12 protein-coding genes are annotated in these 13532 nt (G+C 31.2%); 4 read left to right on the top strand and 8 right to left on the bottom strand.

Going from position 1 to position 13532, the window contains the following annotated elements:
* Positions 1-41: 41 nt before the first annotated feature.
* Positions 42-2882 carry an exo-alpha-sialidase gene (locus tag LACAL_RS06025; protein ID WP_013869825.1) on the bottom strand — a complete coding sequence of 947 codons (2841 nt, stop codon included), beginning with the start codon at positions 2880-2882 and terminating at the stop codon, positions 42-44.
* Positions 2883-3077: 195 nt separating this feature from the next.
* Here LACAL_RS06025 and LACAL_RS06020 point away from each other — a divergent pair, with 195 nt between their 5' ends.
* Positions 3078-4370: an aminopeptidase P family protein gene (locus LACAL_RS06020; RefSeq protein ID WP_013869824.1), complete on the top strand. Its 1293-nt coding sequence runs from the start codon at positions 3078-3080 to the stop codon at positions 4368-4370.
* 137 nt (positions 4371-4507) lie between these two features.
* Here LACAL_RS06020 and LACAL_RS06015 read toward each other — a convergent pair whose 3' ends face one another.
* The 6 genes from LACAL_RS06015 to brnQ form a co-directional block, all read right to left on the bottom strand.
* Positions 4508-5836 (bottom strand): aspartate kinase, encoded by a 1329-nt coding sequence (locus LACAL_RS06015; RefSeq protein WP_013869823.1) that lies wholly within the window; start codon positions 5834-5836, stop codon positions 4508-4510.
* Between the two features lie 254 nt (positions 5837-6090).
* Positions 6091-6480, bottom strand: coding sequence for a cupredoxin domain-containing protein (locus LACAL_RS06010; protein ID WP_013869822.1), 390 nt, complete (start codon positions 6478-6480; stop codon positions 6091-6093).
* A 31-nt stretch (positions 6481-6511) separates the two neighbouring features.
* Positions 6512-7048, bottom strand: coding sequence for a carboxymuconolactone decarboxylase family protein (locus LACAL_RS06005; protein WP_013869821.1), 537 nt, complete (start codon positions 7046-7048; stop codon positions 6512-6514).
* Positions 7049-7064: 16 nt separating this feature from the next.
* Positions 7065-7211, bottom strand: a complete 147-nt coding sequence (locus LACAL_RS15375) for a hypothetical protein (protein ID WP_013869820.1) — start codon at positions 7209-7211, stop codon at positions 7065-7067.
* Positions 7212-7453: 242 nt separating this feature from the next.
* On the bottom strand, positions 7454-8293 hold the full coding sequence (locus LACAL_RS06000; RefSeq protein ID WP_013869819.1) for an AraC family transcriptional regulator: 840 nt from the start codon (positions 8291-8293) through the stop codon (positions 7454-7456).
* Between the two features lie 7 nt (positions 8294-8300).
* Positions 8301-9587, bottom strand: coding sequence for a branched-chain amino acid transport system II carrier protein (gene brnQ / locus LACAL_RS05995; protein WP_013869818.1), 1287 nt, complete (start codon positions 9585-9587; stop codon positions 8301-8303).
* Positions 9588-9622: 35 nt separating this feature from the next.
* Between brnQ and LACAL_RS05990 the strand changes: the two genes are divergently transcribed.
* Together LACAL_RS05990 and LACAL_RS05985 are read left to right on the top strand one after the other, a co-directional pair.
* Positions 9623-10402, top strand: coding sequence for an alpha/beta fold hydrolase (locus LACAL_RS05990; RefSeq protein ID WP_013869817.1), 780 nt, complete (start codon positions 9623-9625; stop codon positions 10400-10402).
* Between the two features lie 54 nt (positions 10403-10456).
* Positions 10457-10735, top strand: coding sequence for a hypothetical protein (locus LACAL_RS05985; protein ID WP_237701012.1), 279 nt, complete (start codon positions 10457-10459; stop codon positions 10733-10735).
* On the opposite strand, the gene thiL is transcribed toward LACAL_RS05985, so the two are convergent.
* Positions 10732-11778, bottom strand: coding sequence for a thiamine-phosphate kinase (gene thiL, locus LACAL_RS05980; RefSeq protein WP_013869815.1), 1047 nt, complete (start codon positions 11776-11778; stop codon positions 10732-10734). The two genes, LACAL_RS05985 and thiL, sit on opposite strands and share 4 nt — an antisense overlap.
* A gap of 170 nt (positions 11779-11948) precedes the next feature.
* Here thiL and LACAL_RS05975 point away from each other — a divergent pair, with 170 nt between their 5' ends.
* Positions 11949-13514 carry a choice-of-anchor B family protein gene (locus LACAL_RS05975; RefSeq protein WP_013869814.1) on the top strand — a complete coding sequence of 522 codons (1566 nt, stop codon included), beginning with the start codon at positions 11949-11951 and terminating at the stop codon, positions 13512-13514.
* The last annotated feature ends 18 nt before the right edge of the window (positions 13515-13532 follow it).

Genomic DNA, 13532 nt, shown 5'->3' with positions numbered 1-13532 from the left:
ATTGGTTTATATATAAAACTCAATTTTAAAAGAAATAGTATCTATTCTATTTCAAAACCTTTAGTTACACCATCAATTGAAATTATATATTTTCCTTTAGGCAAGTAATATTTACCATTTTTTGCTTTTTCAATATCTATTGTTGTGTTTTCTTTTAATAATTTTTTACGTCCTTTTTCGGTTAAAGTAAAATCGTATTCTACATAATTAAAACCTTTATTAACGTCTACATCTATTGTTTGCAATACTGAATTTTTATCGCTTCTAATTTCGATAGTTTTTTTAGCTTCTTCACTAGAATAAAACGTTATAGTATTTGAAGGTTCGTAAGGTTGCATCCATTTACTCCAGCTATTTCCCCAACGGCGACTACTTCTAATTTTTTCAATATTAAAAATAGCTAATGACTGTTTTTTTACCGATGCGTTCATTTCCTGAAGCGGCTCTACATTAGTTTTGTAAATGCTTCTACCGTGAGTTCCCAATAACAAATCATTAGATTTTTCATGTAATACTATATCGTGTACTGCTACTGCTGGTAAGTTTTTTGAAAATGCTTCCCAACTTTCTCCTTTATTAAATGATACATAAGCACCATTATCTGTACCTAAATACAATATGTTTTCGTTTTTAAAATCTTCGCGAATAACATTTACTGCAGAAGCTGAAATATTTGAAGCTATAGACGACCATGTTTTTCCATAATCTTCAGACTTATAAACGTAGCTTGTAAAGTCGTCCCAACGGTAACCATTTAACGTTAAGTAAACACGTTCTTTTTTGTGTTTTGATGCTACTATCCTACTTACCCACAAATCTTTTGGAAGGTTAGCAGAAATATTTTCCCAACTGCCGCCTCCATTTTTAGTAACATGTACCAAACCATCATCACTACCAACATAAATTAATCCAAATTCAAAAGGCGATTCGCTAATAGAAGTCAATGTTCCATAAGCTACGTTTCCTTTTTTACCACCATTAGTTAAATCTTTAGAAATTGCTTTCCAATGCTCTCCTTTATCTAGAGACCTCATTAATTTGTTACCACCTAAATATAATATATCTTGGTTATGACGCGATAAATGTATTGGTGTTTGCCAGTTAAACCTATAAGGACTTTCGCCCAACTCATGTTTTGGTTGTATGTATTTTTGTTCTCCTGTTTCTCTATTAATTCTATAATAGTTACCAAATTGATAACCTGTGTAAACAATATTTGCATTACGGTTATCTATTTCTATTTGCATACCGTCGCCACCCATTATTGACTCCCAAGGATATTGTCCGTTTTGATGCCAAGCTCTATTTTGAGGCGCATTGTGTGCACCAACCCAAACACCGTTATCTTGCAAACCACCGTACACGCGATATGGCTCTTGGTTGTCTACATTAATTGCATAAAACTGCCCAACACTATTTACGTTTAGTTTTTCCCATGTTTCACCATCATCGTAAGACATGTTTAAACCGCCATCGTTACCGTTTATTAAATGCCCAGATACTTTTGGGTTTACCCATAATGCCTGATGATCTGCATGCACGTTTTCTTTACTAATAGATGTAAAAGATTTCCCGCCATCTTTAGATTTTAAAATTGGAACTCCCATTATATAGATACCGTTTTCATCTTGAGGATCGACTCTAATTTCTCCAAAATAGTAACCATACGAATAGTATACATCGTCTAAATAATCGTCGTGTGTTTTACTCCATGTTTTTCCACCATTTGTACTTTTATAAACTTCGGCTCCAATTACAGGCGTATCAAACAACATAGAATTAGCATCTTCAAGATAGTTGGCTAAATCTACAGGTTTTACATTACCACTACGCACCATTTGCTTTACATTTTCAGCGCGATATTTTTCCTGAAAATTATTCATTTTTAAAAATCCGTTTAACTTTTTATCATCTAAAGCTAAAAAGGTTTCTGTACTCATGGTTTTAAACTCTTCTTTTTTAAGTCCGCGAGTTTCTTCTTTTTTATTATTTTCTTTTCTTCTAAATTGACTATCATGAAAAGCATATAATACATTATCGTTTGATACTGCCAAACCTATTCGCCCAACACCATTTCCTGTTGGAAAACCACTTTCTTTAGTAGATATTTTCTGCCAAGTTTCACCAGCATCTGTACTTTTAAATATTGCTGAATTATTTCCGCTACCATCAAAATTCCAAGCTTTTCTATCACGTGTCCATGATGAAGCATAAAGAATATTAAAGTTATTTGGCGACTGTTGCACATCTATAATTCCACTATTTTCATCTACAAACAAAGTTTGCTGCCATGTTTTACCACCATCTTTTGTTTTATAAATGCCGCGTTCTTTATTTGACGAATATAAATGACCTGTTACACCAACCACAACTTCATTTATATTATTTGGGTTTATTAAAATACGCCCAATATGGTGAGAATCTGGCAAGCCAACATGTTCCCAAGTTTCACCTTTATTTGTAGATTTTAAAATACCTATTCCTGCGTAAGATGAGCGCGAGCTATTATTTTCTCCTGTACCAACCCAAATAGTTCCAGACTGCCAATCTACAGCAATATCACCTACATTTTGAGTTTGAGCATTATCTAAAACAGGAGTAAAAGAAGATCCATTATTTTTTGTATACCACAAACCTCCAGAAGCATAACCTACATAAAACTCTGAAGTATTATTTGGATTAACATCTATATCTACAACACGACCACTCATTACTGTTGGTCCAATATTTTTAAAGGCCACATTTTTAACTAATGATGATTCTACCATTAGCTTCTTTTGTGCAAGCGCTTGTTTTACAGTATTAGAATTTGTTGCTGGTTGTTGCGCTTGAGCTTTTAAAATAAAAGCAAGCAAGACAGTTAAAAATAATTTAAGTTTCATATTGATGTTTTTTGAGACCTTGAAGGTAATCATTCTGTTAAATATGAACAAAACCGAAACTCTTTTCGGTAATAAAATGTTATTTTTGACACTCCGGCAAGCTTAATTCAAGCTTCTTAGTTTTTCCGCTTGACGGAGAAAAATTAAAACACTAATTAAATTCCCGCTTTTCAAGGGAATGAAAACTATTTTTTCATGAAATACCACAAAATAGACAGTAGCCTTTTTATTAAAAATCGTAAAAACTTTGCGCAGCAAATGCAGCCTAATAGTCTTGCTATTTTTAACTCCAATGATATTTATCCAATTAGCGCAGATAGTACTTTACCTTTTGCACAACATAGAGATATTTTTTATTTGAGTGGCGTTGACCAAGAAGAAAGTATTTTAGTAATTTTTCCAGATTGTCCAAATCCTAAAAATCGTGAAATTTTATTTTTAAAAGAAACAAATGAACATATTGCTGTTTGGGAAGGCGAAAAGCTAACTAAAGATGCTGCTTTTTCTACTAGCGGAATAAAAACTGTTTACTGGCTACAAGATTTACATAAAGTTTTAGCCGAAATAATGTCTCAAGCAGACACTGTATATATAAATACAAACGAACATTATAGAGCTAATATAGAGACTGAAACTCGCGAAGCCCGTTTTACTAAATGGCTTAAAGATAAATATCCTGCACACCGCGTAGCTAAAAGCAACCCAATATTACAGCGTTTACGCTCTATTAAAGATCAAATTGAATTAGATTTAATGCAACAAGCCTGTGATATCACAGAAAAAGGCTTTAGAAGAATATTAAATTTTGTAAAACCAGATGTTTGGGAGTATAATCTTGAAGCTGAGTTTATGCATGAGTTTTTAAACAATCGATCTAAAGGTTTTGCCTACACACCTATAATTGGCTCTGGTAATAACGCTAATGTTTTACATTATATAGAAAACAACCAACAGTGTAAAGCTGGTGATTTAATTTTAATTGATGCTGGCGCAGAATATGCAAATTACGCTAGTGATATGACACGTACCATACCTGTTTCAGGAAAATTTACAGACAGACAAAAGGCTGTTTATAATGCTGTTAATCGTGTAAAAAATGACGCAACTAAAATGCTAGTCCCTGGAACTTTATGGGCAGAATACCATATTGAAGTTGGTAAATTAATGACTAGCGAATTATTAGGCCTAGGTTTACTTGATAAAGCTGATGTTAAAAACGAAAATCCAGACTGGCCTGCTTATAAAAAATACTTTATGCACGGAACAAGTCACCACATTGGTTTAGACACACATGATTATGGCATTTTAACAGAGCCTATGCAAGAAAACATGGTTTTTACTGTTGAACCAGGTATCTATATTCCAGATGAAGGTTTTGGTATTAGATTAGAAGATGACGTTGTAGTACAAAAAAGCGGAGAACCTTTTAATTTGATGAGAAATATCCCAATTGAAGCAGATGAAATTGAAGAGCTTATGAATAAATAAAGTCTAACTCATTTTAAAAAACCTCTTTTTAGAGGTTTTTTTTGTGCTTTATATTAGCTACAAAATATATAAAACCTCAAATACAAATGTAAATGAGGTTTTATAATTTATACACCATTTTCTATTTTAATACGAGTTTAAACTAAAACACATTCACTTTCAAAAACGTAACGCTGTAATTTTTGAAGCGTTTCAATTTTATCACTAGTTTTAATTAATAGTGAAATATTGTTATTACTACCTCCATAAGAAATCATTCTCACGTTAACATCTTGTAATACTTGAAATAAATTTGGTGTATCTGGATGGTAAATAATAGCATTTCCTACTAAACACACAATACTCATATAATCGTCTACCTCAACTGTTGCAAAATGGTCTAACTCTTCTACTATTTCAGATAAATGCGTAGTATTATCTACTGTTAAAGACACAGCTATTTCAGACGTTGTAATCATATCTATAGCTGTTTCGTAGCGCTCAAAGATCTCGAATACTTTCTTTAAAAAACCGTGCGCTAGTAACATTCTAGCAGATTTTATTTTTATCGCTGTAATGCCATCTTTTGCTGCTATTGCTTTTATGCCTTCTCCATGAATTTGATTTGTAATTAATGTTCCATGTGCTTTAGGAGACATTGTATTTTTTAAACGTACAGGAATATCTAAAGCTCTAACAGGCATTACGGTTTGTGGGTGTAATATTTTTGCTCCAAAATATGCTAACTCTGCAGACTCATCAAAAGATAAATTAGAAATAGCATTTGTGTTTTCTACAAATCGCGGATCGTTATTATGAAACCCATCAATATCTGTCCAGATTTGCACTTCTTTTGCATTAACTACAGCACCAATTATTGTTGCAGTATAATCACTACCTCCTCGTTGTAAGTTACTTATATCACCTTTAGCGTTTCGGCAAATAAATCCTTGCGTAATATAAATATCTGCATTTGGAGTTTCGCCCATTATTCTATTTAAATTTTGCTGGATATAAAAGTTGTCTGGTTCATTGGTTTTATCAATTCTCATAAAATCTAAAGCAGGCAATAATGCTGTTTTTATGCCTTCTTGCATTAAATATCTACTAAATATATAGGTAGACAATAATTCGCCTTGAGCTACAATTTGATTATATAACAAATTAGTAAATTCACTATTAACCAATGCCTCTAACGTATTAAACACATCGTTTACATAAACAAAAACTGTTTTATAAAACTGTTGATTTGTTATAAGATTTTTAATAGTTGTATTGTAATTATTCCTAAGATTATTAACAACAATTAAAGCCTCATCTATATTTTTGTGTTTTATATGCTCTGAAATTTTTACTAATAAATTAGTAGTACCAGACATTGCAGATAATACTACTATTTTTTTATGCCTATTATTAATTATTTCTTTTACATGAATCATGTTTTCTATAGACCCAACAGATGTTCCTCCAAATTTTAATACTAACATTTCTCTTTATTTTGTACTACGAAACTACTGTGCAAGCATGAATTAAAAATAAAAATGAAAAATATATACTACATTTTTACAATTTGTTAAATAATTAACAACATTAAAGCTATTATTACTTGTGTAATAGAAATATTAGCAAATTTGAATGCATTAGCAGAAGAGACACAAGCACTTATTAATGCATGGAAACCTAAATTTAAAAAAAGCGAGACTCTACGAGCTCGCTTTTTTACTTAAATATATATGTTTAATTACTCAACTACTAAAGTATATTGTGGTGTCTTATTATAAGGACAAAAGTATTTATACTTACCTTTTGTTAAAGTTACTGGCTGTGAAGATTCTGTTTTACCATGTTTTACTAACTGGGATACATATGCTTCTTTTATATGGTTTTCTGGGTTTGCACCATCTTTTCCATCTTGAATTAAAACCAGTCCTACTTCTGGAGATGCATTATTATTTGTTACTTTAAATACATAAGTTCCTTCACTTAAGGTTAAACTTTTTTGAGTAAATGCTCCCGCAGTTTCTTCTAAGTTTACAGTTTTTACTGCTTGTTTATTACTCTTTGTATCTTGCGCGTTTACATTAAATGCTGCTACTATTGTAAATACTAAAATGGCTACTACTTTTTTCATTGTTTATAGGTTTAATTTATAATTTTCTTGTTTATACTAAAGCTTCTGCTTGTGGAAAATCCACTGGTACTTCTGTTGTTTTATGTAAGTAATTAGTGATTGTTATTTCTCCTACTAATGTTATTGCATCTACTAAATTTTCTTTTGTATATCCTGCATTAAAAAAAGAATTTACAATTACCGTATCTGTAGCTCCTCTATTTTCTGCTATGTTTTTAGATAGTTTTGCTAAACTTTCTAGTTTCGAATCGAAACTTGCTTTTCCTTGACGAAGTTCTATAACTTCACTATCTGAAAAGCCATTCATTTTTCCTATTGCTGTATGTGCTGCTAGACAATATTCGCATTGATTTACTTGACTAACTGCAAGATTTATAACCTCTTTTTCTTTAACTGAAAAGGATGTTTTTGAATTTGAAAAATTCAAGAAATTACTTAGCGCGTTTTCACTATACGCCATTGTTGCATATAGGTTTGGTACAAATCCTAATCCTTTTTCTAATTGATTAAATATCTCCTGATTTTTTTGAGAGACTTCGTTTTTTGTGGGTACATTAAATGTGCTCATAATTTTATTGATTTATTTATTTGTTATTGGTAATTGTATTACAGTAAAAGTCATGTAATTGTTGAGATTGACAGTGTTCTTTTTTTGTTACAAATTTTGACATGGTTTGCTTTGCTTTTGTAAAGGTTGCTATTAAACTAAATAGCGATGTATGTGGTTTCATTTTTACATTGTTTTTTGTTACACTACAAAGGTGCGACACAAACAGGCTTGTTAAAATGGACAAAAGTTCCTTATGCTTGGACAGTGATTATTATTTACGTTTTACTAGAGTTTGGTATCGGTAATTTTGCGTGAAGGATGGCAGTGGCATCCTTTTTTTGCTTGCCTATATGGCAAAAAAAGATATAACGTACAGCCTGACCTAAATGATGCTTCTGCTCATTTTGGACACGCCATAATAAATTAATAGTCTTTTCTAAATTGTAATGGTGATTTTGATGTGGCTTTACTAAAGTACCTGCTAAAGTAGGCAGAGTCGTTAAAACCTAAACTATAAGCTATTTCTTTTACAGATTGCTTAGTGTATATTAATTGACGTTTTGCTTCTATTATTATTCGGTTTTTTATAATATCGCTTGGTGTTTGAGCGCCAATTTTTTGAAAATTTTTGGTGAGTGATTTTGGTGATATTCCTAGGCGTTTTGCATATTCTGTTACAGAGTGTATTGTTTTATAATTTTGTTCTAAGATTGTACTAAAATCTTTAAAAAGCCTGGTTTCTATATTTTTATCTACTGGATAGTTTTCACTTTGTATGCGAACTGAATGGATAATGAATTGCTTTAAATAGCTTTGCAGCATATCATGTTGAGCAGTGTTAACGTTTTTAAATTCTTCTATTAAACTATCGAGTATAAAACTTAGTTTTTGCGTATCGCTTTTACATGGTTTAATAAAAGGCACCTTATATACATTGTTAAAAAGTACACCATTACATGATACTTCTTTATCATGTGTTTGTATGCAATAAAAATCTTTTATAAAGGTAATTTTATAGGCTTCTTTTATACTTTCGTTTTCTACGGAAAACACTTGTCCTGGAGACAGAAAAAACAGTACATTTTCACTAAACTCAAAACTTTTAAAATCTATATTATAAAGTCCTTTTCCTTTTTTTATCCAATAAATACTATAAACATCTACTTGTTCTGGTTTATTTACAACACAAGCTTTATCAAACTGGACCACACTTAATGAAAAAATATCTTTAAATGTATATGTTTCTATATCTTGTAATGCCACTTGACTTTTAATTAGTTAGTGACTTAGTCGAAAAATTTTCAATATTTAACACTAAAAATATAATTACTGCAGGCATAACCCAACCCAAGCTATATTTCGCCATAGGTATTAGACTTGTTATTTGTTCTAATTTTTGCGGAGATGATACAATAAACTTTAAAAAGTCTGGTATAGAGAATAAAAAAGTTACCAAAACAACACCTCTAAATACTAGCTTAGATGTATATTTTACTGGTAGTACATTTAATAAAATTAAAATTATAGTTATTGGATATATAAACATTAATGCAGGAAGAGCAATATCAATTATAAAACCAACATTAAATTTACCAACAATAACACCAAGAATACAACCTAAAAAGGCTGTAATATAATATGCTGTTTGAGATTCTTTAAATAAGCTTTTAACATAATCTGCAGTTCCAGTTACAATACCTATTGCAGTAGTAAAACATGCTAAAGAGACTAAAACACTTAAAAATATAGTACCTACATGACCCAGTGTTTGAGTGCTTAAACTAGACAATATTTGTGTTCTTGAAGATGCCTCAACAAATGTAGTATTATATAGTGAGCCGCATAAAATTAGTCCTGTATATATTATAAATAAACCTAATCCTGCCACAAATCCAGACTTTTTAATAAGTTCTTTTTTCGCCTCGAAAGCACTGTAACCTTTTAATTTTAAAGAAATAACAACAACACTCCCAATAACTACAGCGCCAATAGCATCGAATGTTTGGTAACCTTCTAACAAGCCGCTTATAATTGGTGTTTTAAACGATGATGGATTTACTACTGAAGGAGCAGAAACAACACCTACAACAATAATAGATAGTAAAATTATTATTATTAATGGTGTTAAAAATTTACCTAATAGATTTATAACTTTTGAGCGATTAATTACAAATAGGAATACCAACAAAAAATAAAGACCGCTAGTAAGCAAAGTACTGGTATTAAAAAAAGGAGCTATCGCCATTTCATGAACAACAGAAGCTGTACGCGGCGCTGGCAAAGAAATTGATATTGCGTAAACTATTATACAGTATACAGTACTAAAAACCGGAGATACTTTTTTCCCAAAATCATACATTGTACCTTGCAATCTTGCATGTGCAAGTATACCTAATATTGGAATTATTACTGCTGTAATAACAAAACCCAATGCAACAAGTAGCCACTGCTCTCCTGCTTGCACTCCTAAAAAAGGAGGCAAAATAAGGTTGCCTGCACCAAAAAACATTGAGAACAAGGCAAAACCAACAACTAATATTTCTTTCGTTTTATTCAAAAGTTAACACGTATTTTTGTCGAATATAGTTAATTATGAAATTAGAATACAAAGGCATTAATGTTTTTTATAATGATATTGGTAATGGTCCTACTGTTGTTTTACTACACGGTTTTCTTGAAGACCACTCTATGTGGGATTCGGTTTTAAAGCCATTATCACAAAATAATAGAGTAATAACTATAGATTTATTGGGTCACGGACAAACAGAATCCTTAGGCTATATACACACTATGGAAGATATGGCTTTATGTGTAAATGCTGTTTTAAAAAAATTAAATTTAAAACAATATACGCTTATTGGACACTCTATGGGCGGCTATGTAGCTTTAGCTTTTGCTAGTTTATACCCAAATACCATTAAAGGCCTCTGTTTATTAAATTCTACATTTAAAAGTGACAGTAATGAACGAAAGCTATTAAGAGTACGAGCTAATAAAATGGCACAAACGAATTTTAAAAACTTAATTAAAATGAGTTTTGCAAACTTATTTAGTAAAGAAAGCAAAGAGCTTCACATAAAAAAATATAACCAAGCTTTAGATGTAGCATTAAAAACTTCTCTTCAAGGTTATATGGCTGCAAATGAAGGTATGATACAACGCAAAGATTTTTCAAGGTTTTTTGCTGAAGCAAGTTTTAAAAAAATGATTCTTTTAGGAAAAAAAGATGCTATAATAGATGTGAAATTAATTATTGAATATGCTGAAGTTAAACATATTGAATATCATGTGTTTTCAGAAGGACACATGAGTCATATTGAGAATAAAGAGGATTTCTTAACACAATTAATGTTTTTTATCGAAAAAATATAGCTTTTTATCGGATATATCGGATTTTTTATTTAAGTTTAAACATCAGAAAACAAAATGATGAAACAAACAAACAAAAAAACCACTATTCTTCCTCATTTTCTATGTAGTGTATTAGGGCACAAGTTTGAAGTATCAAAACAGGTTACTTACCATGTTAAAGAATACAAATGCAAAAAATGCAAAAAGGAACTTACTACAGGTTGTAATGGTGATTTAATAGAATTAACACCTAAGTACAGGGAAATTAATTTTATTTTATCAAGAATACACAACAAGCGTCAAGCCAGAATTAGAAGAGAAGAGCTACTAACGGCCTATAAAATACCTTCTTAACTGTCGAAGTTTTTCCAGCCTTGAGCTGTAATTGGAATTTTAGTTTCTGCTCTAGTAACTAGGTTTACACCTGCGTTTTCTTCTGTAATAAAACCAATAACAGTAAAATTAGGGTTTGCTTTAATTTTTGGATAATCGTCTTGAGAAATCGTCATTAACAGTTCATAATCTTCACCTCCATTTAAGGCAACGGTTGTACTATCTATATTAAATTCTTCGCAAGTAGAAATTACTTGAGGATCTAATGGTATTTTTTCTTCATACAAATCACAACCTACTTTACTAGCTTTACAAATATGAAGAATTTCAGAAGATAAACCATCGCTTAAATCAATCATTGCTGTTGGTTTAACCTCTAAATCTTTTAAAAGTTTAATAATATCTTTTCTTGCTTCAGGTTTTAATTGACGCTCCATTATATATGTATAAGCATCTAAATCTGGTTGATTATTTGGGTTAACTTTAAAAACCTCTTTCTCTCTTTCTAAAATTTGAAGTCCCATATAAGCACCACCTAAATCTCCAGAAACCACTAGTAAATCATTTGGTTTTGCTCCGCTTCTATACACCACATCTTCTGCTATTACTTCCCCTATTGCTGTAACAGAAATTAACAAACCAGATGTTGAAGACGTAGTATCTCCACCAACAACATCAACATTATATATTTTTGAAGCCAAAGCTATACCTTCATACAACTCTTCTAACGCTTCTAATGGAAACCTATTAGAAACCGCAATAGAAACTGTTACCTGTGTTGCCTTAGCATTCATAGCAAAAACATCAGATAAATTTACAACAATAGACTTATAACCTAAGTGTTTTAGAGGCACATAGCTTAAATCAAAATGCACACCTTCAACCAAAAGATCTGTTGTTACTACAATTTGCTTTTCTTTTGAGTCTAAAACAGCGGCATCATCACCAATACTTTTTACTGTAGATTCCTGTTTTATTTCAAACTGTTTAGTTAAATGGTTTATTAAACCAAATTCTCCTAATTCGCTTAACGGTGTAAGTTGCTGGTTTTTGTCTTCTATCATATTGCAAAAATATAAAAAAGTAATTCATTTATCATTTTATCTACTAACTTAAAACGCAAAAAACAAGCTACATATATCATTGAGTAACAATGCTATTTAACATTAAAACACTACATTTTATCGTTTATTTGTAGTAATTTCGCTTTTATAGAATAAATAAAACAGCCCGAATGTTAAAAAATTACACCTCTATTATATTCCTTTTATGTTTTTCAACTATACTTTTTTCACAAACACCTTGTGATGAATCCACAGGTATGGCAGGAATTTATCCATGTGACAATTATGATTTGATGTCAAATATTCCCATTTCTGTTTTAGCAAGCACTAACGGAACACCCGAAGGTAGCGATATTTGGGGCTGGACAGATCCTTTAACAAATAAAGAATACGCTATAATGGCTACAACAAATAGTACAGCCTTTATAGATGTAACAAATCCAGTAAATCCAATTTTTTTAGGAAGAATAGAATCTACAAATAATTCAAGTAGTTTTTGGAGAGACGTTAAGGTTTATAATAATTTTGCTTTTATAGTTGCAGATAGTGTTGGAAATCACGGTATGCAGATTTTTGATTTAACGATTCTTCGTGATGGACCTAACCCTGACTTAACCTATACCTCAGACCCTTTAGATGGTAATGTAGCAACCTATACAGGTGATAATGGTGGATTAAACATTGGTAGTTGCCATAATATTGTTATTAATGAAACTGCTGCTACTGCATATTTAGTAGGTTGTGGCGCTGCAAATGGCGGACCAATTTTCATAGATATTTCAAACCCGCTATCACCAATAACTACAGGAAGTTATTCTGCTAGCGGTTATACTCACGACGCTCAAGTAATTACTTATAATGGACAAGATACTAATGCAGAGATTGCAGGAGTAAGCAGCTATGTAGGTCGAGAAATATTAGTTGCAGCAAACGGTGCAACCGGTGGAGGAACAGATAAAATTGTTTTAATAGATGTAACAGATAAAAATGATCCTAAATTTATACAAGAAGTAGTGTATCCTCAAGCTGGATATGCACATCAAGGCTGGTTTACAGATGACCACAGATATTATATAATGGGAGATGAATTAGACGAATCTGGATTAGGATCTAATACAACTACTTTTGTTTTTGATATGCTAGATTTAGACAATCCTGTTTTATCTTCTACCTATGTCGCTCCGTTTGATGCTATAGATCATAATGGCTATGTTAAAGGAAACGAATTTTATTTAGCAAACTATCGTGCAGGCATGAGAGTTTTTGATATTACTAACATCTCAAACACTAACGATGCAAACCCATCAACTCCAGCAGACAATAATAATTCAATGACAGAGATTGGGTATTTTGACACATACCCAAGTAGCAACAGTACAGCTTTTAATGGCGCTTGGAGTATTTACCCTTATTTTCAAAGCGGAAATATTATTATTAGCGATATAGAAAGTGGACTTTTTGTAGTTAGAGAAAGTAATACTTTAAGCATTCCAAATTTTCAACCTACTAATAACTTTACAATATCTCCAAACCCAACAACCTCAAATTCAACAATTAAAGGATCTAAAGATAATTTAATAAAAAGTATAGAAATTTATAATATACTAGGCCAAAAAGTATTTAATAAGAACAATATTAATAATGAAACATTCGTTCTACCTGTAAAAAACTTTATCTCTGGAGTTTACTTAATTAAGATAAATGGTAGAATAACAAAAAAACTTATTGTAAAATAAGCCTCATTTATTTTATTA

The organism is Lacinutrix sp. 5H-3-7-4 (assembly GCF_000211855.2).
In the GTDB taxonomy this organism is placed as follows: domain Bacteria; phylum Bacteroidota; class Bacteroidia; order Flavobacteriales; family Flavobacteriaceae; genus Lacinutrix.
The sequence above is the reverse complement of the archived record's forward strand: the minus strand, read 5'-3'. Positions and strand labels throughout refer to the sequence as shown.

Excerpts from the sequence above, each read along its gene's own strand:
- LACAL_RS06025 (WP_013869825.1), bottom strand. The coding sequence starts at position 2,882 with ATGAAACTTAAATTATTTTTAACTGTCTTGCTTGCTTTTATTTTAAAA.
- LACAL_RS05975 (WP_013869814.1), top strand. The coding sequence starts at position 11,949 with ATGTTAAAAAATTACACCTCTATTATATTCCTTTTATGTTTTTCAACT.
- LACAL_RS06005 (WP_013869821.1), bottom strand. The coding sequence starts at position 7,048 with ATGAGCACATTTAATGTACCCACAAAAAACGAAGTCTCTCAAAAAAAT.
- LACAL_RS06015 (WP_013869823.1), bottom strand. The coding sequence starts at position 5,836 with ATGTTAGTATTAAAATTTGGAGGAACATCTGTTGGGTCTATAGAAAAC.
- LACAL_RS05985 (WP_237701012.1), top strand. The coding sequence starts at position 10,457 with ATGATGAAACAAACAAACAAAAAAACCACTATTCTTCCTCATTTTCTA.
- thiL (WP_013869815.1), bottom strand. The coding sequence starts at position 11,778 with ATGATAGAAGACAAAAACCAGCAACTTACACCGTTAAGCGAATTAGGA.
- LACAL_RS06020 (WP_013869824.1), top strand. The coding sequence starts at position 3,078 with ATGAAATACCACAAAATAGACAGTAGCCTTTTTATTAAAAATCGTAAA.
- LACAL_RS05990 (WP_013869817.1), top strand. The coding sequence starts at position 9,623 with ATGAAATTAGAATACAAAGGCATTAATGTTTTTTATAATGATATTGGT.
- LACAL_RS06010 (WP_013869822.1), bottom strand. The coding sequence starts at position 6,480 with ATGAAAAAAGTAGTAGCCATTTTAGTATTTACAATAGTAGCAGCATTT.
- LACAL_RS15375 (WP_013869820.1), bottom strand. The coding sequence starts at position 7,211 with ATGAAACCACATACATCGCTATTTAGTTTAATAGCAACCTTTACAAAA.